Below are 20,549 nucleotides of genomic sequence, written 5' to 3' on the forward strand. Positions count from 1 at the left end.
GAATTGAGGCAAGGCAAGATAGTCATGTCCATTAACGGATACGATTTCCATAAAGTTTCTTTTATGGCTCTTGTAGGATTTCAGACTGCTACTGGGTTGAACATTGCTGAAGCCCTTTATCTACAAAGGTTGTCAGCATATTGTCCGGTAATGTTGCTCAATCCTTGTTTTTCGTGACCTACAGTCAGTTTTCACTGTAGAGCAGTTCGTAATCAAAATAGAGCCTCTTTTATTACTGGAATTCGATGTGCGTAGCCACGGATAAAAAGAGTAAGCGCCTCTTAATCGGTATATATGGTTTGCCCCAAAAAGCATAAACCAAGGACTTCTTGCCTTGGCATTTGCTTCAAAGTCTGCAACATCATAAAAGATAGCGCTTCGTTCAACTGAATTCGTACTACCTCCTTCGAAAGCAGCAAGGTTAATTGTTATTCCATTTTCTGACCACGCTTCACCGGGTATCTGTGTAAACGGTCTGAACGTATAATTTTTTTTGTCAATTCCAAAGGTTCCCCTGTTGTCACCGGGATGAGTGACGGTATCCAAGGTTCCTTTGAGCATATAGCTGCCGAGCAATCCCCAACCTTTATGATTGCTGCCTTCATCGATCTCAAAATCACCGGCATAAATACAGTAAGGCAAATAAGAGCTTCCGTTAGAGTTATTCCTGACGTACCAGCTATAAAACAGAAAAATAATCGTTCGCTCATCACCCACAGCCATCCAATACTGCTGCCCTCCATGCGTTTGACAACCAGCCATTACCTGACTGTAACCACTGTAGGTTTCAGGATCGGTAACAATATCCGCTATCTGCATCCGAATCGTCAGTGAGTTTTCTTTACCGCTTTCAACCAGAAGAAACATATCGTCCTGATGCGCTGACTTGTTTTTATAAACGGTACGATTGCTGTCAGGAACATCAGAGCTCATCTCTTTTGTCCAGCCACAACCCGGCTTGCTGCCGTAACCAGTCACCAGAATCGCATCCATGACCTTATCAATAGAATTCTGGTAATTCCCGCTGACATTTCGGGTCACTTCAAACTGTGGCGCACCGGCGTCTTCTGATGAATAAAATGTAATGGCCATTAGTCAGCATCCCCCCGAATCTGCAGTGTAAAATCATCGTTTGTTTCCGTACCTTGCCCGGACAGCACCGTCCGACAAATCCAAACCGGCGCAAGGCATCCATCCGTGTTAAAGCGGATCGCATTACCCGTTGCCCAACCGCTGCCCCAACCATCGGCTTTCAATGTGAAATAAGGCACTCCCGCCTCCGGGTTAATGGGAGCGGTATCCGTTGTTGTGCTGCCGGTTGCTATGATCCCGAGCTTTTCCTCAACAATCTGGAAGGTAGTGGTGCTGGTAAAGATGATCGCCCACTTCCCATAGATAGCGCCCTTGTTGGTCACTTCCACCGGATTGTTGATGGTGTTGTATTGGGCAGTTGTCTGGTCGCCTTCCCGGTAATCCGTCCAGTTTGGATCGCCGTTGTCCCATACCTTCTGGCTGAAAAAGTTTTTTACTCTCGCCTGAAGATCGCCATATACGACAGCACTGCTGACCGAGGTTTCCCCTGCAGGCAAATCCCACGGCACCGGGGAGATAATGGACAGGTCACCATTGATCTGCACATCGCTTAATACGCTCATGTGCTCCACCCGATCCTTGATGGTATAGGGTGCCGATAGCGGGTTACTGTCAGCATCAATCAGGCTCAACGGATCGGCAAAGGTAACGGTGCCTGCCTCCCGGTCAACGGTATATTGATCGCTGGCTAGCAGAGCCCCGGCGCTATCTTCCACCACTATTTCTGCCTGATGGTCACGAGCCAGGTTAATCACCTGACCTGCCGTTGGCGTCCCTGCATCAGTGGTGGCCGTATGACTGATAACGACAATATCCCCGGCTCGATAGATAGGCACTTTGCCATCAGGAGGCAGACGCACCGGGTCAAGGCCGATTAATTCAGCATCGAGCGGGAGGCTGGTTTCCACCACGCAGTTATAACGGACACTTTGTGGGATGACATAGATAGGATCAGTTCCATCGGTAAACTGAAGCTCACACCAGCCTGTGGTTACGTCGATGCTCCCGACCACTTCTGCGGTATCAAACTCTCCATTAAAGTCAGCTGTCGCCGTAATAATATCCCCGTTATCCACCCGCACCGCCGTTAGCTGCAAGCTGCCCTGACGGATCGGAGCGCCGGGAGTGCGGAAAGCCACCGCATCTATCGCAAAGCCCACCCCGATGGTCGCCGCTGCCTGAATGGTGGCCGTGTTGACGGTGCCATCGGGATAGCTGGCCAGTGTCGCCAACCCGCCGCTGTAATCCACCCTGCCGACCTGAACACCGGCATTGGTTTCTGTACTCAGATTTTTATAGAGAGAACCATCCCGGTCAAAATAGGTTTCACCATTCCATTCAAAGATCACGCTGCCGGGGAGCAAAACGGTATTGTCCATCAAGGGCAACAAATCAATAGTCAGCTCTGGCGAGGTAATGCTCTCGTTATAAGGCGCATGACTGAGGTTGTTCGCCTGCGCAATGGCGGTGATGGTGCTGCCATTGAAGGTTTGGGTTTTGGGGGTGTTGGTGGCCTCTATATCCCGAATATAAGCACCATCATAACGAACTCTTTTAATTCGCCATTCTGGATAGTTGTAATTCTCCAAAGCCAGAATGGTAAAGGCACCTGTCTGGTAATCTATGCTCCCCGTGACGCCACGCCAGCCACCGGCTGTATCATCATCAATTTGTTTGGCTACGTTTCTGGTGGTTTCATAGGTTGTCCAGTCATCGACTTTTCTGGAAACACTCGGCACGTTGGATAACTGTTCGACCAAAAATTGCAGCTGGATAGAACCGGGCAGCAAGGGAGCGCCCGGAATAGTGCCGCTCATAATTCCCTGACCATCCACAGCCACAATGACCTCGCCACCGGCACTGGTGCCTTCTTCATAAGTCAGCTGTATTTCGGTGCCGCTATCAGGAAGATTGTCCAGCTTAAAGCTCAACTCGCCGGGAGCGTAGTGGATCGCACCGCTACCATCCCCCGTCAGCAGGCCATTGGCTTGATCGGTCAGGGTTTTATTCTCCCCGGTGGAAACGTAGGTCACCGTCATAGAACCGGGTTTAATACCGGGCTTCTCGACGGTATGCCGGAAGGTCATATCCTCCACCGGCACCGAGCCTGTGCGAATGGTTACATCATCATCATTCTGCGCCACATAGCTAAATACAATGGCACTGTCAGGATCGGGCAGCGCATCGAGGGTAATCGCTGCCGAGCCGGTGGCAAACAGAATGGTGCCGGTTCCAGAACCCGTCATCTGTCCATTACCGGGATCACGAATATCCTGCCATTTGCCCTGTCTCTTGATCACAAATAGCTACCTTGTTCTATCATTTCTCACTGATAAAACAGGTCATGCTTCCACTTTCTCCTAAACCATGGTCAGAACTAACTTTTGGATGTGCTGATTTGGGCGATACTCGACGTACAAAACGACTTGTCAAAGTTGCTGCCGAGCTTTCAGCTCATACCGGTAATTCTTTGTCATCTTCATGCGAAGGTTATACCGCACTGGTAACTGGAGCTTACCGGCTGATTGAGAATGAGGCCGTAAAGCCTGAAGCAATAGCTGAGGCAGGCTTTCAGGCAACTGCCAAAATAGCGAGACAGTCTCGCCTACTTCTGGCTCTCGAAGATACAACAACCCTGGGTTATAAACATGCTGTCAGATCCGAGCTTGGTGATCTTGGAGGTCCTGAAGGCTCTAAAACCAGAGGATTCCACGTCCACTCTGTCTTCTTGGTTGATGCGGATACAGAGCGAAGCATTGGGCTTATTGATCAAGAACGATGGGTTAGAGAGGACGTTCAGCGGGGGAAAAAGAACCAACGTCGTCAGCTACCTTACGAGGGAAAGGAAAGCTTTAAGTGGCAAAGAGCCTCTGAAAACACAGAACAAAGGATGGGGGGTAAAATGCCTGACATCATCAGTGTTTGCGACCGGGAGGCGGATATATACGAATATATGCACTACAAACTGGATAACCGACAGCGGTTTGTTGTAAGAGCTACACAAAACAGAATCCTGGTGGATGGCGAACTCTTATTATTTGATTCCTTAGCTCAGACTGAAGTGTTGGGGAAATATACGATAGTGGTTCCTCAAAAAGGAGGTAGAAAGAAGCGAAAGGCAACGCTGCAGGTCAAAAGAAAGAAGATGACAATACAGGCGCCGCAAAGGCCAGGCGGCAGGCCGGAACCGGTAACTATGAATATTGTGTCGGCTGAAGAGATTGGCAATGACTCCGAAGACCGTTTGCACTGGGTACTATTGACAACTGAAGATATTGAAACATTCGAAGACTGTCGCTCTATCATTCGATTTTACGAGCTCCGATGGCGAATAGAAGAGTTCCATAAGGCTTGGAAATCGGGAGCAGGAGTAGAAAGGCTTCGTCTGCAATCTCCGGATAACATTGAACGACTTGCGGTCATATTAATGTTTGTCGCTGTCAGACTAATGCAAATCCGTGAAGCATTAATGTTACCGAATGACAGGCAGCACAAAGACAGAAAGCTTTGGAGTGAAAAAACACTCGCGAATGAGGTGGTCAGTGATGATGAATGGCAGGTTCTCTGGCTAACCTATGAAAAAAAAGCGTTGCCCGATAAGCCGCCAACAGTCACTTGGCTGCTTCAAACGATTGCTCGGCTTGGTGGTTGGGGTGATTCAAAGCATACAGGGCAGCCCGGCTGGTTAGTGGTATGGGAAGGCTGGGCGAAATTGCAGGATCGGGTAAAAACCTGGCAGATAGCCCGGCAGTTCAGCGCTGGAGAGATGTGATCAAGAGTCAGCCATTTGCCAAGGGCGATATAGCTGACCACCAGTGTTCCCGGCCTTGGTTTGGCCTCGGCCATGTTCAGGGTGTAATTGAAGCCTCGGTTCTGGTTGGTGACCGGGATAGCGCCACTGATCGCCGCTCCGGTAATCGCCACCGCTGGCTGATAGGAGGCATTGGCGGTTGCTGTGGTATAGCTACTTGCTCGCCAGACGTTAATCTCCCCGAGCTCATAATCCACGGTCAGCTTGCTGTAATTATTGGTGCCGCTTTTATGGAGCAGACTGCCTGCGCCGTTATCTTCAAAAGTTCCGCCATCAAGCGACAGGGTCAGTGTTCCGGGCAAAACACCCCGCTGCAGGTAGGTGCGGCTCTGGTTGCCAGTAATATGAACAAAGCGACAGCTGATGGATCGGTTACTGGCCGAGGTCGCCACCATCGTTTTGCCGGTATAGCCACCGTATTGATCCAGCAACGGGCTTTCTACCTTGGCACTCGGCACCAACGGTGCATAAACGCTCTCGGCCTTTATCGTCAGATCGCCTGCGGTAATGTTGGTGCTCATTGGCTGGATGCCATAGTAACGGCTGGTGTCAGCTATCTGGGTGCGGTGAATCGAGCTTGTTTCTTCCTCCGGCTCACCTGGCACTGGTGGCGCTCCGACAAAGGTCGTCTCCAAGGGAGCACTGATCTCCATTTCCACCTTGCGCCGGGTAAAATCCACATACTCTTGCCCGTTGCTATAGGTAAAAGTCACAATGGAATGGTCAACAGCGGTAATGCGAATAAACTGGGTCGTTAAACCATCTGGTGTCGTGAGCTTATAGACCTCACCAATTTCAGGGACCGCCAATTCCTCCCGCTGATAGCCGACAATAGCACGCTGTCCTTCCAGCTGATCGCCTACCAGTTCCCATGATGCTTTAATGCCCGGAACCACATAGCTCTCAATCCGGTCTCTGGCATCAAGGCGCTCGTCAGTTTGACTGTCGGTATTGAATAACAAGACAGAAACATTCTGATCCTTGGGAGGCTCGGTCAGGATCAAATGGCTACCAAGATAAATATCATTGTGATCGGTGCTGATCCCGATAAACGCCTTCCGCAAAGCCACATCACCAATGGTGCGGTCGATCCGGGAAATATCCTGAAATAGATTATTGACGTTGCCATCGATGACCTCGCTGCCAGTCACCCGACCGCCACCGTCTTCCTCATCTGTGAGGCGCTGGCTTTCGAAGAGTTTTACGTCGCTATTAGTAATAGCCATAACAATTCCTTATGCTTGGTTCTTAGGGTAGACATTAAGCTCAAAAAAGGTTCGTTTCCGGCGGCAGAACCCACCTTGAACAGCCACAATAAAGCTTCGAAACCATTATCAATGGCTGAACAAGATGAGTACTGCAAATAGTAGATTAGTTGAAAAAAACTGTTGACCTGTTTCGACCGGTCAGAACTCCTAAGTATGGCGGAACAGCTTGGTTTTACTATACGACAGCGAGATATCCGTCCTTTGGATTTTATCCTCTCACTGATCGATGCCCTCGCTGGTGATGGAAACTGCGATACCCAGGCGGATCTACACCGTAAATTTAACGAGTTGACGGGGCTGAATGTCTCTTATCGTTCTTGGGCAAATCAAGCTAAAAAGGACGCGCTGCCTACTCTTATCCTGTGGCTATGGGTGCAGTGTCTGGAAATATTTTCCCGCAAAGTCATGGCGTTTGATGAAGACAGTCCATTTTCAGAGTTTGAGCACATTCTGATTCAGGACGGTTCGTCACAAGCTGTCTATGATGCCCTGAAAGAAGCATTTCCCGGCAGGTTCTCAACGGTCAGTCCTGCTGCCGTCGAGCTTCATACGACAATGGATCTTCTCACCAACAACCTGGTGCGGGTGCAGCTGACTGAAGATACCCGTTCAGAAAGAGACTGTCTGCCACCACTGCCAACATCCATGGCCTATATCCTGATGCTAATGGATGCCGGTTATTTTGAGCTGGAACTCTTTGCCGCTATTGATGACAGGGAGGGTTCTTTTATCTGCAAGGCACCTCAGAGTATCAACCCGACGATACTCAGCGCGGTACGGGAGGATGGCAAGAATCTCAATCGCTACAAAGGACAAAAACTGAAGGATGTACTGTCTGGCTTCCCCAAAGACCAGTGCCTCGACCTGGATGTAGAATGGCCGGGATTCAAAGCCTGGCCATTCCGCTTGGTTGTCCGCTGGAATGACAAAAAACAGAAGTGGGTTTTCGTTGTGACCAACCTGAACCGGGTGGAGTTCACCTTGAGTGATGTGCTCCAGGCCTATCGTCTACGGTGGCAGATAGAGCTGATTTTCAAAGAGATCAAATCCTATTCTCGACTTTAGAGTTTTAAGAGCACAATAGTTCCGGCGCATAATCTGCTAAAAGCAACCATCCCCAATGACGAAATTCGAGATGGTTGCCATGCTCACTTCAGATCATCAAGTAATCCTCAGGGAGCTCGCTTCATATACAACCTTTCTTGCTGGAGCGCTATCATCAACTGCAGTACCAACGTTCTGCGAACTGCTGTTCGGTTGCATGCTTTCAGCCGACGGCTTTGTTACACAGGCGTTGTTAACAATTGATTTTCATTGTGTGTGGAGCAGCTACCACCACTGGCTATCTCAGGGCAAGTGGCAATGGAAGAACTTGGCACGCCACTTGATCCGTCTGGTCTGCTCCAAAGCTCCTGAGAATCAACCTGTGGTCCTGGGGCTTGATGACTGGGTAATCGAACGGTTTTCCGACAAAGCCCCTGCTTGTCGTACACATCATCAACACAGCAAGAAACGCAATCGGCCGACGTACATCTGGGGGCAGTGTTGGGTTTCCCTGGCCATCATATTTGAGCGGGCTGCAGATGAAGTATTTACCGCCATACCGGTGATCTCATTTCCGACACCAGCTTCAGGTAACACCAGCAAACTGAAAATTGCCGTGGCCATGCTCAGGGTGGTACGCAATGAAGTGAAGGATCGAGTGCTACGCCTGCTAACCGATTGCTGGTATATGAACTGGACACTGATAAAGCCAGCTCTGGAAATGAACATAGAAGTTGTTGGTCAGATACCTTCAAATCGGGCCCTCTATGCTTTGCCGCCAGCACCCACCGTAAAGAAGCGAGGGCGCCCAAAAAAGTACGGCATCAAGATGACGACAGAACAGGTTAAGAAACTGCCGGAAGAAAAAGCAACAGTATGGATGTACGGCAAATTTCGCAAAATACGTTATCGTACCCTGATCTGTCGCGCCAGATTCCTTAAAGGTCGTGAAGTACGCGTCGTCTGGAGTCGCTTTGAAAATGACAAAGGTCTGACCGAAAGCAGAATATTCATCTCGACCAATCCGGAACTTGAGGGACTGGAGGTGCTTCGTGCCTATTCCCGGAGATGGCCGGTAGAGCCAATGTTTCACCAACTCAAACATGCTTTTGGCTGTTGCCATTTATGGCAGCAGAAATTGCGAACACTGCTTCGATGGATGCATTTGAAAATGGCAGGCTATGCATTATTGCAGTTATTAACCGTTTGTAAAAATCAGGCATGTCTGAATATTTCTCGGATACCCTGGAGAAGCCCGGATACAACCACTGCAGGCATGATGAAAATTGCTCTTTCAGGAATTATTCCGAGGTTCTCTATTCGCAAGGGCTGGAACAGATATAAGCAAAAATATGAGTTCAATTTTCGCGATCTGATCGACCAGTTAATACCGGATAATTCAGAAGCAGCATAACTAAAGGCTTTTAGGCAAAAAACGGAAGTAATAACGAACTTGGAAAAACAGTTCACTGATTTCGGCTTGCTTCACTATAAAAAGCTGACCGAATTATCGTTTTATACAGACTCTAAAGTCGAGATCCTATTCAGGGTGGCATCGTTTTAACACCAAATCAGCGACACTGGTGTTTAGCCTGATTCTGATGTCCTTTGTGGTTGTGACGTTGAAAAGGTACCTTGCCCATGCTGCACAGGCGAACCTCTGTGAAAGTGGGAGCATTGAGGAAATCTCGACGCACAAGGTGATGAAAAGTGGGACTCACCTGTTTGGTAATGTGATTTCATCGTTGATGAATGCAGGAAAGTCATTGGTCTCATGCATTAAAAAGCTACTGGACTTCTGGGGAAATAATGCGAAACGAGAACACCCTGCACGGGATGGTTGTTCAGGGCGTACAAGATTAGGCCTTTGTGCGGTGGGTGGGGCTTAATGTCTACCTTAAGATGCTTGGTTGACATAAATAAATGGTGAATGCTTGGTGAAAGGGAGGAACTTTTATAAGAAAGCGTGGTCTTAATCTGTAATTCGATAGTTCAATAATTCAATGGATCAAATCAATCGACTTCCTTCATTTGATGCTTCTTTTTCTTATCTTTGTTCCAGCGCATCAGGTTTAGTAGATCAAGAACAGCAATTTGGCACCACCGAACAGCAGCCTATTTATCAAGGCATACCAGTTCAAGTGCTGAACCCCATTTCTATCTACAATAGCGGACTAGATACATATCAAAATGAAGCTGATCATTCTAACTCATTGATTAAATACCACATTGAATCTCTAACAAACTTCGATTCAGAAAACGCTTCTGAAACAGGTATTCAAGAGATACAGCAATCCATTCTTGATCAATATGTTCCTTACCAGCCTGATTATGAACCCGTTAATGATGCATTATTACTAACACCAAATACTCCCTTTCAGCAGCTAATATCGTGGGACGAACTTGAAATTAGAGAGCAAACAACAGCGAATCATACAAGCTCAGGTTTACAGTTAACTAATCTTTCTGCCGGAACTAATAGTTCACAAGATTTACGGCCAGTTGCTTTCGTTAGTCCGTTATATACGCATCAAGCTACAAGTGATAACCAAACAACCCAGGCAGAAGTTAATGTTGAGGGCAGTTCTTCACTTGCCGAGCGCAAAAGGGAGCGCGACAGGTTGCGCCAAAGGGAGCTTCGCAAAGATCCCACTTACGTCGAGCGAAAAAGGGAGCGCGAAAGGGAGCGCCAAAGGGAGCTTCGCAAAGATCCCGCTTACGTCGAGCGAAGAAGGGAGCGCGAAAGGGAGCGCCAAAGGAAGCTCCGTAAAGATCCCGCTTACGTCGAGCGAAAAAGGAAGCGCGAAAGGGAGCGCCAAAGGAAGCTCCGCAAAGATCCCGCTTACCGTAAGCGCGAAAGGGAGCGCCAAGAGCAGTATCGTCAGTCAGTCAATTCAGCTAAAAAACTCAGGTGATTTACCACTGACTTCTAATTTAACTGAAACGCCCCAGGGTTCCAGTAAAAATTTATAAGGTACTGTCCCCCCGCTTTTCAGTCGTCAAGCTGAAGGAATATTTACAGTCTCGATCGCCCCCTCTCAGCCTTAGTGAACGGTCAGCAATCGAAGGGTAAGAAGGTATTGGTCGCTATCGTCCGGGTAGGCAAACGGCATAAGCTGTTGTGCCTCTACGGGAGCTCCATTAGAGCGATCAAAGATAACGGAAAACTGCCGGTTATCCGGGAGCGTCAACGTCATAGTTTTACTAACCGCCTTGGAGAGAGCAAACAGGCTCTTGACCGTCAGCCGGGAAACCCAACCGGCCTCGCCATTGCCAGAAAGAACAATAGAACGGCCATGAACTAACTGTCCTTCCTGTACCAATAAAGCCCCGGTCAGGCTGCGCTCGGTGGTTTGCTCTACCGGGTTCCATTCAAATTCATTGATCCAGAGCAGATCGTCGGGGAGTGTTATGGTATCGAGTTGCATCAGACCGTCCTCATGCCTGCATTTTTCAGGGCATCCAGCAGTTTGGTTTCATCCCCCGGTTTTACCCCAACATTCACATCGCCCCCCGGATATTCGAGCCGGATAATACGCTGCGGGGTTTGTGAAGCGGTGCTTGGAGTAGATACCGCTGCGCTTCCCTGGCGATCTTTAAGGGCTTGCGTTCTCTCATTATTGGCTTGCCGCCTCCGCTCATTGTAAATCTGCTCGCTAATGCGCAGGGCTGAGGTAATATTCGTGATCGCCTCCTGATCCCCGTTAGCAATGGCCTCGGCCTGTTGCGCTCGCAAATCATCACGCTGATTTTGATAACGACGCTGCTCAATATCGGATTGTCTGCCCTGCAATTCATCCAGTTCATCTTGCAGGCTATTGAGGGTATTGCGGGAACTGTCGCCTAAGCTGGCCATGTTCTTTTTGGCCGAAACAATGGCGTTATTGAGGCGGTCTAAATCCGTTTGATTGAGCAGGTTCATGGTTTGTGCGGCATCTTCGGCCTCACGGACAAAATTTCTGGCATTGATCTCGCCCTGTTCATAGCTTTCAAATAGCTGTTCAAGGGCAATTCTTTGCTCTAAAAATTGTTTTTTCACATAAGCGGCAGCGGTTGATGTTTGATTGAGCCAGCGACCAATACCGGTTACATCAAATTGATAATGATTGCTTTGCAACCGGCTGATTTCTGCAGAGGTTGCCTTTAGCTCATTTTTCAGGTCTTCAATACTGCCTTTGGCTGCGGTGGTATCCACAGAGCTGCCGCCTTGTTGTATGGCTACAAAAGCGTCGTGAGCGGCACTGCTCATGCCCATCAGTTCGGCGGTTATTGCGTTATAGTGACCGGCTAAAGCAGCAGAAATAGACTGGGCGTTTTCAAAAGATTGCTCTTGCTTATCCCCGGCTTCCTCTGCAGCATCGCCTGTTTCTTTTATGCTGTCTCTGGTGTTTTCCGCCTCGGCCTTCAGCTCGGCCAGCTTCTTGCGACTGGCCTCGGTCGCCTCGTAATACTCCTCTGCAGACAAAGTGCCCTGAGAAAAGGCTTCAGCCAAGGCTACCCCAAGGCTGGCCAGTTCCGTTCGGGTTTCAGCTGCGTTTACCTGGCTGAGGGCATCGGCTGCATCCTCAAAATGACTTTTGACGGTTTGGGCTGATTCGGCTGTTGCTTGCTTAACTTTCTTCTGACCTTGGAGCAATTCATCGGCGTAATTTTGCCAGAGCAACCTCTGGCTTTGGGTCATGGTCTTGGCTGCGTCGTTTGCTGTTTTTACGGGGCTTTTACAGGTTGGCTGATCATTTCAGAGCCTCCTGTCTAATTTTCAAATATAGGTAATCAAGGTCATTGTAACCGCATGCTTTATAGATGATCCGTTTGATAACCCCATTGAAGGCTTCGATTTTCGCGCTGGTTATACGATGCTGGCAGTATGACAGTAACCCTTCTCTAGCTCTGTCTAACCCCTTGGCGAACTTCTTTAACTCGGATATCCCTGTTTCTTTGGCAAGTGCTATCCAGTTGTCCAGGCACTTTCTGGCACAGGCTTTATATTTGTACGTCCATAGCTGTTTTAGCATATCTTTCAGGATATATGCCTGATTGAGATCCTCATTCATGGCTAACAACTCCTTCAGATTACTTTGCCCTTTTGGTGTTAAATTCTCAGGATTTCTGAACAGGTTAAAGCGTTGCCCTTTGATAAACGGCTTGTCCTCTTCTTCTGCCTGTCGCCACTCCCTGCGCCTGATTTGGTCAATCACATCGTTGTAATTGGCAATAATATGAAACTTGTCGTATACAATATCGGCGTTTGGCAGATGCTCTCTCACTGAAGCCTGATAGCTTCCACCACGGTCAATACCAACGCATTCAATGCTTGCTTTTTGTTCTTCTGTCAGACTGGAAAGGAACCGATCCAGAACTTCTTTCTTTTTTCCTTCACCAAGGAACAGCGTTTCACCGGTATCAGCATTCAGAGCAACGGTTAAAAAATGATGCCCCTTACCAATGGATTTTTCATCGATAAGAAGAGCGCGAATACCATCCCGCTTGGGTGCAGGCAGCATCTTCATGAGCATCTCTTTATCCCAGCGACGAGCGGTGCCGCCAGAGATAGCAATGAATTCAGGAACCTTGTCACATGGCATATAGCGGCATAGATGGCTGACATGCCTTTTAAGTCGCTCTGTTGCTTGAGCTTTAGGTGCAAGCCCCGGAGGCGTGACTGTTTCTATATTACCGCAACGAGAGCAACGCCCTTGAAATGCAGTGAAGAGAAGATTTACCTGAAGAGTCCCCAGTGGCAGATCCTGAACGCTTCGATCGTTTGTCTTCATCTGCCCCATAGGTGTTTCGCACTTACTACATCTGACGTGTTGTATACGGCCATCCCGACGGAGATGGACAAAGGCATGTTTGATATTCCAGTCAATATCAATTCGCTCGATTACCCAGCCAGGAAATGCGAACATAGGACGAAGTGATGGGGTTGCAGACATGTCTGATCCTTCAGAAGTTTTGATCCTTACAAATCAATCTTCCTCTGAAGGCTATTTCTGTTGCAACCCCTCACTTTTCATCCGCCAACCTGTAAAAGCCCCGTTTTTACCGCATCTCGGCTTTCTTCGGCAAAGCTGTCGTATACCCCGCTCAGCGCATTCCGGACATCCCTGGCATCCTCGACCGTCTGTCGGGCAAACTCCCTGGTCAAGCCGCTAAGAAAATCAGTGGTTCCTTTCAGCTTTTCAGCAATGCCATCCAAGCCCGAGGCATCGGCTACTTCCTGCCATACCTTGACAATGCCGTATAAAACACCGGAATAAACAGTGCCAAAGCCCTTAACCACCGCAGAAAAGGCATTAAAAAAGCCCTTGACGGTGGAGATGGTAAAATCAAAGGCAGTCCGCAGCGCAGCCATGGATTCTGTGATGGTGCTAAAGCCTGACTGGATACTGGTGACAAAGCCATCAATGGTAACCCCGGAAAAGGCATGCTTAATAGCGTCACCCATGGCGATAAAGGCATCACTGACCTTTTTAGCCAATTCAGACTGCTGGCCATTACGGTTCATCCGCTCAATTTCACCAGCGATGCCTGCCAGGGACTCTCTGGCATAATCCAGAGCCCCGCTCTTGGCCACCTCATCCTGGAATTGCTGCCAGCTGTCTTTCAGGTTACTGACATAACCCGACAGAAGACTCATATTCCTGGCAGCAGCGCCTTCGGAAGATCGTCCGATTTCGAGAATCAGCTCCCGCATAACATCCCGGCCAATCTGACCAGCCGAGGACAGTTTTTGCAGCTCCTGAACGTTCTTCCCGGTTACCTTCTGGAGCAAATCCCACACCGGGATGCCCCGCTCAACCATCTGCAGGATTTCCTCGCCCTGCAGCTTTTGCTTTGCCCATGCCTGACCGACTGCCAAGGAGATCCCATTTAAGCGATCCATGCCCCCGCCAAGTTTGGATGCCTGATCCACCAGCGCCTGCATGGTGCCATCCATAGGATCAAGGCCGAAAGCTTTCAGCCGAACGAACGCTTCCGACACTTCGTTCAGCTGATATGGCGTGTTCCGGGTAAAATCCTTAATCCACTGGGTCGCTTCCTGAGCACCTTCTGCCGATCCAGTAATCGCCTCCATCTGAACGCTCAGCCGCTCAAATTGGTCACCTGCCTTAAGGACACCTTCAATACTTCGCTTTAACGCATAAAGCCCTGTGGTCGCCGCTGCCAGCCCAAGAAAACGCCGGGTAAGCTTGCCGACGGATGTGCTGGCCGATTCGGCATCCTTGGCGGTTTTTTTCAGGTTGCTATTGCGTAGCGTTCTCGCTGTCTGCCGGGCGCTTTCATCCGCCCGCTTAAAAGCTGTCCGGGTCTCGTTCAGCTGCTGTTCGAGCTTGGTCTGCTGCTGCTTCAGGTTTTTGGTCGATAACCCAGCAGAGGACATTGAGTCCCGAAGCTTGGCCAGCGCATCCCGTTGGCGGTTGTATTCGGTATTGGCCTTCTTAACGTCTTTGCGGGCTTTTGCCATGGCCGTTTGCATGGCCTTGGTGGGCTTGTCGGTCTTGCCCATTTCCCGGCCAAGCTTGGCGACCTTATCTTGAGCCTCGCGGAATGCACGACCGGCATCGTGTTTTCCAGTTCCTCTAATTGGCCTTTCAGCTTATTCGCCTCTTTCCGGAAGGCATCCAGGGAAGCAGAGGATTTTTTAACATCCCTGGACAGTAAATCCTTGGCTTTCAGGACTAAGCGAATCGCGGATTGTTTGATTTTGGCCATAGTCTTTTATCAAAAAAAGCCCCTGCTCTTTTTAGGAGTCAGGGGCTGAATGGAAGGAAGCAAACGGTGGGTTACTGCGCCAGATCAATCTGCATAAAGGTACTCAGACCGGAGCCCTCAATGGTACTGTCTGCCAGTACATCCAGTTCCAGTGCGATAGCGGCAAAATCGTCTGAAATAAAATCAAGGTTCTGGACAGGGGAGAACTTTACCCGATGCACCCGGATATTAAACGGCTTGCCATCCTGCGCATCGTTGAGCCCTTCCATAAACAGGACAAACTCTTTGCCCGATTCAATCAGGGCCTGAACCATATTGGTGGCCAGTGGGGTATAGCTCACTTTCACCCCCAGGTTATCAATGCCACCACCGCCAATGACTTTGATACCGGACTTGGTCAATTCATAATCATCCCCGCCAGTCAGGACGGTATCCAGACTGTCTTTAACCGTAACCGACTGCGACAGATCGGGAAGCTTGTCAAACGGGATAAGCTCGTCAGCAACGCCAAAGCTGGTATGAAGTTCATCTGTGACCACAGTCGTTGAACCGGCTGCCACAGAACCACGCAACGCCATGGACAAGTTGGCAGCGGTAAAGTCGTGTGCGGTCAGGCTGGCCGAGATAGAGGATATCCGACTGATGGTGTTGCGATTACCACCACCACCGAGATAGTTTTTCAGCTCCTTTTTATCTTCCTCGAAACTGAATTGAAACTGGCTGACGTTGCCAACCGGCAGCAGGGGCGCGGAATCATCAGCAGGTTTGATGTAGATGCTTCCGGCACCAATAAAACTACGATCCATCGTAGACATGGTTTATCTCCTTATCAGGAAGGTGGGGTTAAAGAATGACTTCGATCTGCAGTTGCAGGTCAGCAAACGACAAGTGGGCATTACTTGGGGCAATATCGAACTGGGTTTCACTGAAGCTGATATGTCGGGCTTCCGGGGTGAAGCGTTGACCAGTAGTAAATAACGCCCGAATGGAGCGGGTTAAGTCCAACAGGGTGTAAGTGGTGTCTTTATTGGTTTTGGCCACGGCACTGATATTAAACGTCATCCGGTACTTTGCCCGTTGGCTCTGGCGTTGATCTTCATTAATGGATTCCAGCTGCACCAGGATGGCGGGAAGGTCTAAATCCTGTTCCTGGCCGGTGGCTGAATAGCCAAGGAGCGTGTTTTCAGAAACCTGCTTCAGATGTTCCACCAAGCTCTCAATAATCTGTCGTTCAGGATTCGATGTTGAAGGCATAGTTGAGTTCCTGGTGGAGCAGATCGGTAAACCGTTGCACCAGTAGAGGGCTGACTTTTTCCAGTGAGGTTTCGGCTTTCCTATCGATCCGGACGGTTTTCTTTTCCAGCGGCAAACCCATCCACATCCACCGGCCTGAGCGTTTGGACTGTTGGTAACGGTGTTGCCAGTTATCCTTTCGCTCAAAGATCAGTTCCCGGGAAGCATTGACCGGCTGCATCAAAAAACTTTTTTCCCAAAAACTGTGGCTGCCTACCCGGACACCTCGCCGGGTTTGTTTTGGGTTACCTAGGCGATGGGCACCTACTTCATTAATGCCAATCCAGATGGTCAGGTAACGCTCTTTTCTGCCGTAGCTTTTATTGAGCCTTACCCGAATCCGGTTCAGTTCTTTCAGTACCTTTTGGGAGACTTTCATGCGTCGGGACATATCACGCAGCACTTGCCGTTCAGCCCAGCGGCTCAGTTTGGACAGGGTTCTTTGAATGGCTTGTTCTGTTTTTTCCGGGGACTGTTTGAACAGGGCGGTGAGTTCTTCAATATCGCCGCTGACTTCCTGTTCAATGAGCATAGATATTCCATTTGGCTAAGTAGCCATCGTCTTTCAGTTTTCGGTCCACTTCATAAACCTGACCGTTGGCCAATACGGTATCGCCACGCTTCAGCCAGATGGCACTATCCACAGAGAGAACGGTGAATTCACCCTGAACAGCCTCATATTTGCCAAGTTCCACCAGTTCTTTATTGATGATTCCCAGGGTTTCCAGCGATGACTGATCCGAAAACGTCAGTAAAACCGACTGCCCAAAGGTTGAAAGAATGGTGTGATCCATCACTTTGAAAGCTTCATCCATTGGAGCAGTCTCCTTGCTTGTGGGTTAGCTCATGGTCAGTTTAATCACTGCCCGTGGTCGTAGGTTGATTGGCAGTGGATTCGACTGGGTATGAACAATCACACCCTTCTCAAAATCCATCACCTTCTGCTTGGCATAGCGTGGCAGGCCGATGGTGTTCACCGTTTCCACAAAATCTGCCGGCGCAAACCAGGTCTTGAAGATATCCGCACCGGTTGGGTAGAGAGTAACTGTTCAGCACCCCCACATAAATCTGGAATTTTCTGATTTTTATACCATCCTCTTAAGCACCATTTTTCCACAATATTCGCCAGCATGATTCCAGAACTACCCGCAACTATGTCGGCTGAGATTCTCTTGAAAGAGAATGCAGAGCTGCGGATGAGAGTTGCCTGTCTGGAAGAGCGATGTCGAGAATTGGAAGAAAAGGTTGGCAAGAACAGTCAAAACAGCAGCAAGCCGCCATCGTCTGATGGTTATCAAAAACCTTGTAAAAACAGTAATTCTCCAGATCATTCTGACGACCTTTCCGCAGATAAAGGTACCGATCCATCGGATGAAAAACCCAATCCTAAAAGTCTGAGACAGTCTTCTGGTAATAAAGCCGGTGGAAAGAAAGGGCATCAGGGCACTTGTCTTAAACAGGTCGATATCCCTGACTATATTGAGTACCTTCCGGTTAAAGAATGCAATAAATGTCAGGCGTCTCTTCTTGATAGTGAGCCGGTCAAATATATTGAACGACAGGTGTTTGAACCAGGGAGACCGGGTGAATTTGAAGTAACGGCCCATAGAGCTGAAGTAAAAATCTGCACTTGTGGTTGTCGGAATCAGGCTGAATTCCCGGAAGGTGTTACCGCTGCCGCACAATATGGCTCAGCCACACAGGCTATGGCCGTCTATCTTAACCAATACCATTTCCTGCCTTTTAAGCGCGTGTCAGAGTATTTTAATACTCTCTATAAAATGAGTGTAAGTGCAGGCACTGTCGCCAATTTTGTGGCCAGAACCTATGAAAATCTGGCTTCTACTGAAGAGGTTATTCGTGACGCCTTGCGGGAATCGTCTGTTGCCGGAGCCGATGAAACGGGTATGCGGGCCGAGGGCTCTTTGCACTGGCTACACGTTATGCGGGATGAACAATGGACGCTCTACTACTTGTCTGAAAAGCGAGGTCGTGAGGCCATGGACACGATGGGCATACTGCTAACATTTGCAGGCGTTCTGGTTCATGATCATTGGAAATCCTATTTTGCATATGCGGCAACTCACGTACTTTGCAATGCCCATCACCTGAGGGAGCTTTTGGGTGTTGTTGATAGGGACAGCAATCAACTGGCGTTGCGATTGATGAAGCTACTGAGGCTTTCCTGGCATTACTGCAAGGGCTTTAAGACCATAGGTATGCTACAGATGCCAAGTGTTGTCTGTGAACGAATCGAGAAGATTTATGACCGGTTGCTTCAGCGGGCTCTAATGAAAGAAGTCGTCTATATGGAGAAGCAACGAGAGGAGCTTAAGCGCAAGAAAGTCAAGAATACTAAAGCTTACAATCTCTTCAAACGACTCACTGAGTTCAAGGCTGAGACACTGCGCTTCATGTCAGATTTTACCATTCCCTTCGATAACAATGGCAGTGAGCGGGATGTTCGAATGGCCAAGTTAAAGCAGAAAATCTCAGGCTGCTTCAGGAGTGCAGACGGTGGTTCTATGTTTGCACGGATTCGCAGCTATTTGTCGTCTGCCAGAAAACAGGGAATGGACATATATCAATCACTTCATAGAGCTGTTCGGAATTACTGTAATATGCCTTTGCTCAGTGCTGAATAGTTACGGTAGAGATAAGCCTCATTGGCGGCAACAAAGTCATTGCCGCCCACTGAGCCCCGGTACTCTTCCCAATCAATATCCGCAAAACGGAACCGGCCCTTGGGATCGGTACGCAGGGCTTCGCCATCCTGCCAACGCTGGTAGGCTTCTTTTACTGACTTGTGGCCGACCAGCCCATCAAAGAAGTCGGAGCCACAAAACGCATGGAGACCGCTGTAAGGCAATGCACCGAGCGCATCATCCACCAGACGACGGGCTTTGACGCCCTGGGCACGAACGTCAGTGGTCGTGCTGCTGAACTTGAAGTCATGGGTTTGCTGGGTGACACCAAACTCATCAAACAGGTTGTAGAGTATGGTGCTGCCATCGCCATCCAGAATTTCACCCTTGAGCGCCCCCATGCGCAGAAATTCCAGCGTCACTTCATGGTTGGCATTCATCTTCTGCAGTCGCTGGTTTACTACCGCCTGTACTCCCTGCATGGCATCCTCACTGCCGAACTGACGGACATTCTGCACTTCTGCTGCAAGAATGGTGCTGTCATGGGGAATATGGGGCACCACAAAGCTGCGCAACTGACGTTTATCGCCAATGGCCTGAGTGGCGGGTGCGCCACGCTCGGTAGAGGGTAGCAAGCGAAGCTCGCCATTAATGCTTTCCACCACGACGGTTGTGGTATTGATACCGCTCTCCTGAAAGAGTCCCAGTTGCCCAAGACGACCAGGCTTGTAGTCCATCTCATTGATGGTGGCGGTCAGACTGGTAAGGCTGAACGCATCGTCATTAAAAATATCCAGCATGTTATCGCTCCTTGATAACGGAAGTTTGTTAAGAGTGAGTTACAGAGGTAAAAATCAGGCAGGGTTATTCACTGCGCAGGATAATATCCATCCCGGCCAGTTGATCTACAGCAGTGGCCTTTTGCTCATCGGTGATCCCGGCAGGCCAGATCAGCAGACTGTCCACCACTTCTGCCAGACGGGCGATAATCACACCGTCACCACCAGAGGCATCGGTCACCTTGCCAGCGTAGAGAATGCCTGCTGCGGTTTCAGTGCCATCAGAAGCACCTGGATCAAGGGGCTTGAATGCTCCGGTCGCCGATTCTTTGCCGACCACGGTGCCAGGCTCCATGATCAGGTTCGCAGCGAATGGTACCTGCTCACGGCTGATGCTGTTATTGCCTTCAGACACCAGAAATTCACCGGTATAGACCGATTCCGTTTTTACACTCATGGGTAAAGTCCTTTTGGTTGGAGGATATTAGACAGGGGTTAAGTGCGGTTACGCCGACTGTAAATTGCCTGCGTATCTATGGCAGAAGTGGTGGGTTTCAGGCCTTGCTGTTTGGGCGTCAGGGCATTGTTGATGGTTTCATCTTCGGAAGTCAGCAGTGCCAGAAGACTGTTTTGCACCTCAGATACCGAACAGTCGTCTTTTATAAAATCCGCTGCCTTATCCGGGAAGCCTGCTGTCTGGCAAAGGTTCTTAATCTGGTCATAGCTGGCGAGTCGAGCCTTGACCTCATCTTCCGACAGTGCCGCTTTAAGAATTGTAGCGGTTTTTTCCGCATAACCAGCCTGACGACAAAGATCAGCAATAGCCACAGAATCAATTTGAGGTTGCGGCTCCATCGTCTGATTCTGTGGCGGAGTTGGCTCTGCCGGGTTTTTAGCTTGT

At 49.2% G+C, this 20,549-nt stretch carries 21 protein-coding genes; 6 read left to right on the forward strand and 15 right to left on the reverse strand.

All coding sequences use genetic code 11. The annotated features are described in order from the left end of the window. Positions 1-132 precede the first annotated feature (132 nt). On the reverse strand, positions 133-1,092 hold the full coding sequence (locus tag MJO57_RS18090; RefSeq protein WP_252017672.1) for a hypothetical protein: 960 nt from the start codon (positions 1,090-1,092) through the stop codon (positions 133-135). Next, positions 1,092-3,392: a hypothetical protein gene (locus tag MJO57_RS18095; protein WP_252017674.1), complete on the reverse strand. Its 2,301-nt coding sequence runs from the start codon at positions 3,390-3,392 to the stop codon at positions 1,092-1,094. Before MJO57_RS18095 ends, MJO57_RS18090 begins: the two co-directional genes overlap by 1 nt. Before the next feature lie 44 nt (positions 3,393-3,436). Between MJO57_RS18095 and MJO57_RS18100 the strand changes: the two genes are divergently transcribed. The 5 genes from MJO57_RS18100 (at position 3,437) to MJO57_RS18120 (ending at position 10,130) form a co-directional block, all read left to right on the forward strand. Beyond that, positions 3,437-4,864 (forward strand): IS4 family transposase, encoded by a 1,428-nt coding sequence (locus tag MJO57_RS18100; protein ID WP_252017676.1) that lies wholly within the window; start codon positions 3,437-3,439, stop codon positions 4,862-4,864. 1,427 nt (positions 4,865-6,291) lie between these two features. Beyond that, on the forward strand, positions 6,292-7,236 hold the full coding sequence (locus MJO57_RS18105; protein WP_256491682.1) for an IS4 family transposase: 945 nt from the start codon (positions 6,292-6,294) through the stop codon (positions 7,234-7,236). Between the two features lie 55 nt (positions 7,237-7,291). Beyond that, on the forward strand, positions 7,292-8,629 hold the full coding sequence (locus MJO57_RS18110; protein ID WP_252017304.1) for a transposase: 1,338 nt from the start codon (positions 7,292-7,294) through the stop codon (positions 8,627-8,629). 169 nt (positions 8,630-8,798) lie between these two features. Further along, a complete protein-coding gene (locus tag MJO57_RS18115; protein WP_252017680.1) occupies positions 8,799-9,104 on the forward strand; it encodes a hypothetical protein in 306 nt (101 codons plus the stop codon). Positions 9,105-9,218: 114 nt separating this feature from the next. Beyond that, positions 9,219-10,130, forward strand: a complete 912-nt coding sequence (locus tag MJO57_RS18120; RefSeq protein ID WP_252017681.1) for a hypothetical protein — start codon at positions 9,219-9,221, stop codon at positions 10,128-10,130. Positions 10,131-10,259: 129 nt separating this feature from the next. Here MJO57_RS18120 and MJO57_RS18125 read toward each other — a convergent pair whose 3' ends face one another. The 10 genes from MJO57_RS18125 to MJO57_RS18170 all read right to left on the reverse strand — a co-directional run bounded on the left by MJO57_RS18125 (position 10,260) and on the right by MJO57_RS18170 (position 17,356). After that, entirely contained in the window at positions 10,260-10,643 is a 384-nt protein-coding gene (locus MJO57_RS18125) for a hypothetical protein (protein WP_252017683.1), read from the reverse strand. Next, positions 10,643-11,896: a hypothetical protein gene (locus tag MJO57_RS18130; RefSeq protein ID WP_252017685.1), complete on the reverse strand. Its 1,254-nt coding sequence runs from the start codon at positions 11,894-11,896 to the stop codon at positions 10,643-10,645. The genes MJO57_RS18125 and MJO57_RS18130 overlap by 1 nt, the downstream gene beginning before the upstream one ends. Before the next feature lie 52 nt (positions 11,897-11,948). Next, positions 11,949-13,151, reverse strand: coding sequence for an ISL3 family transposase (locus MJO57_RS18135; RefSeq protein ID WP_252017687.1), 1,203 nt, complete (start codon positions 13,149-13,151; stop codon positions 11,949-11,951). Between the two features lie 77 nt (positions 13,152-13,228). Next, positions 13,229-14,725 (reverse strand): tape measure protein, encoded by a 1,497-nt coding sequence (locus MJO57_RS18140; RefSeq protein WP_252017689.1) that lies wholly within the window; start codon positions 14,723-14,725, stop codon positions 13,229-13,231. Positions 14,726-15,002: 277 nt separating this feature from the next. Then, entirely contained in the window at positions 15,003-15,746 is a 744-nt protein-coding gene (locus MJO57_RS18145; RefSeq protein ID WP_252017691.1) for a hypothetical protein, read from the reverse strand. A 28-nt stretch (positions 15,747-15,774) separates the two neighbouring features. Beyond that, positions 15,775-16,185: a DUF6838 family protein gene (locus MJO57_RS18150; protein WP_252017693.1), complete on the reverse strand. Its 411-nt coding sequence runs from the start codon at positions 16,183-16,185 to the stop codon at positions 15,775-15,777. Beyond that, positions 16,163-16,756 (reverse strand): hypothetical protein, encoded by a 594-nt coding sequence (locus MJO57_RS18155; protein WP_252017695.1) that lies wholly within the window; start codon positions 16,754-16,756, stop codon positions 16,163-16,165. The genes MJO57_RS18150 and MJO57_RS18155 overlap by 23 nt, the downstream gene beginning before the upstream one ends. Then, positions 16,746-17,039, reverse strand: coding sequence for a head-tail joining protein (locus MJO57_RS18160; RefSeq protein ID WP_252017696.1), 294 nt, complete (start codon positions 17,037-17,039; stop codon positions 16,746-16,748). Before MJO57_RS18160 ends, MJO57_RS18155 begins: the two co-directional genes overlap by 11 nt. 24 nt (positions 17,040-17,063) lie before the next feature. After that, positions 17,064-17,243, reverse strand: a complete 180-nt coding sequence (locus MJO57_RS18165; protein ID WP_305881931.1) for a major capsid protein — start codon at positions 17,241-17,243, stop codon at positions 17,064-17,066. Continuing rightward, on the reverse strand, positions 17,198-17,356 hold the full coding sequence (locus tag MJO57_RS18170; protein WP_252017700.1) for a hypothetical protein: 159 nt from the start codon (positions 17,354-17,356) through the stop codon (positions 17,198-17,200). Before MJO57_RS18170 ends, MJO57_RS18165 begins: the two co-directional genes overlap by 46 nt. On the opposite strand from MJO57_RS18170, the gene MJO57_RS18175 reads away from it, so the two are divergent. Continuing rightward, complete coding sequence (locus MJO57_RS18175; RefSeq protein ID WP_252017330.1) at positions 17,355-18,869, forward strand: IS66 family transposase; 1,515 nt, start codon at positions 17,355-17,357, stop codon at positions 18,867-18,869. The genes MJO57_RS18170 and MJO57_RS18175 overlap by 2 nt on opposite strands. Here MJO57_RS18175 and MJO57_RS18180 read toward each other — a convergent pair. From MJO57_RS18180 to MJO57_RS18190, 3 genes are all read right to left on the reverse strand, one after another. Next, on the reverse strand, positions 18,836-19,669 hold the full coding sequence (locus MJO57_RS18180) for a major capsid protein (RefSeq protein WP_252017701.1): 834 nt from the start codon (positions 19,667-19,669) through the stop codon (positions 18,836-18,838). The genes MJO57_RS18175 and MJO57_RS18180 overlap by 34 nt on opposite strands. Positions 19,670-19,733: 64 nt before the next feature. Further along, the gene (locus MJO57_RS18185; protein WP_252017703.1) at positions 19,734-20,105 is read right to left on the reverse strand and encodes a head decoration protein; all 372 of its coding nucleotides are present in this window, start codon (positions 20,103-20,105) and stop codon (positions 19,734-19,736) included. Positions 20,106-20,143: 38 nt separating this feature from the next. Then, the gene (locus tag MJO57_RS18190) at positions 20,144-20,476 is read right to left on the reverse strand and encodes a hypothetical protein (RefSeq protein WP_252017705.1); all 333 of its coding nucleotides are present in this window, start codon (positions 20,474-20,476) and stop codon (positions 20,144-20,146) included. Positions 20,477-20,549: the final 73 nt, after the last annotated feature.

The organism is Endozoicomonas sp. SCSIO W0465 (genome assembly GCF_023716865.1).
GTDB lineage: Bacteria > Pseudomonadota > Gammaproteobacteria > Pseudomonadales > Endozoicomonadaceae > Endozoicomonas.

What these genes read in the sequence shown, in the direction of transcription:
- MJO57_RS18145 (WP_252017691.1), bottom strand. Translation starts at nt 15,746, where the DNA reads ATGTCTACGATGGATCGTAGTTTTATTGGTGCCGGAAGCATCTACATC.
- MJO57_RS18140 (WP_252017689.1), bottom strand. Translation starts at nt 14,725, where the DNA reads ATGGGCAAGACCGACAAGCCCACCAAGGCCATGCAAACGGCCATGGCA.
- MJO57_RS18120 (WP_252017681.1), top strand. Translation starts at nt 9,219, where the DNA reads ATGGATCAAATCAATCGACTTCCTTCATTTGATGCTTCTTTTTCTTAT.
- MJO57_RS18135 (WP_252017687.1), bottom strand. Translation starts at nt 13,151, where the DNA reads ATGTCTGCAACCCCATCACTTCGTCCTATGTTCGCATTTCCTGGCTGG.
- MJO57_RS18090 (WP_252017672.1), bottom strand. Translation starts at nt 1,092, where the DNA reads ATGGCCATTACATTTTATTCATCAGAAGACGCCGGTGCGCCACAGTTT.
- MJO57_RS18175 (WP_252017330.1), top strand. Translation starts at nt 17,355, where the DNA reads ATGATTCCAGAACTACCCGCAACTATGTCGGCTGAGATTCTCTTGAAA.
- MJO57_RS18180 (WP_252017701.1), bottom strand. Translation starts at nt 19,669, where the DNA reads ATGCTGGATATTTTTAATGACGATGCGTTCAGCCTTACCAGTCTGACC.
- MJO57_RS18150 (WP_252017693.1), bottom strand. Translation starts at nt 16,185, where the DNA reads ATGCCTTCAACATCGAATCCTGAACGACAGATTATTGAGAGCTTGGTG.
- MJO57_RS18110 (WP_252017304.1), top strand. Translation starts at nt 7,292, where the DNA reads ATGACGAAATTCGAGATGGTTGCCATGCTCACTTCAGATCATCAAGTA.
- MJO57_RS18100 (WP_252017676.1), top strand. Translation starts at nt 3,437, where the DNA reads ATGCTTCCACTTTCTCCTAAACCATGGTCAGAACTAACTTTTGGATGT.
- MJO57_RS18130 (WP_252017685.1), bottom strand. Translation starts at nt 11,896, where the DNA reads ATGACCCAAAGCCAGAGGTTGCTCTGGCAAAATTACGCCGATGAATTG.
- MJO57_RS18125 (WP_252017683.1), bottom strand. Translation starts at nt 10,643, where the DNA reads ATGCAACTCGATACCATAACACTCCCCGACGATCTGCTCTGGATCAAT.
- MJO57_RS18185 (WP_252017703.1), bottom strand. Translation starts at nt 20,105, where the DNA reads ATGAGTGTAAAAACGGAATCGGTCTATACCGGTGAATTTCTGGTGTCT.
- MJO57_RS18160 (WP_252017696.1), bottom strand. Translation starts at nt 17,039, where the DNA reads ATGGATGAAGCTTTCAAAGTGATGGATCACACCATTCTTTCAACCTTT.
- MJO57_RS18170 (WP_252017700.1), bottom strand. Translation starts at nt 17,356, where the DNA reads ATGCTGGCGAATATTGTGGAAAAATGGTGCTTAAGAGGATGGTATAAA.
- MJO57_RS18155 (WP_252017695.1), bottom strand. Translation starts at nt 16,756, where the DNA reads ATGCTCATTGAACAGGAAGTCAGCGGCGATATTGAAGAACTCACCGCC.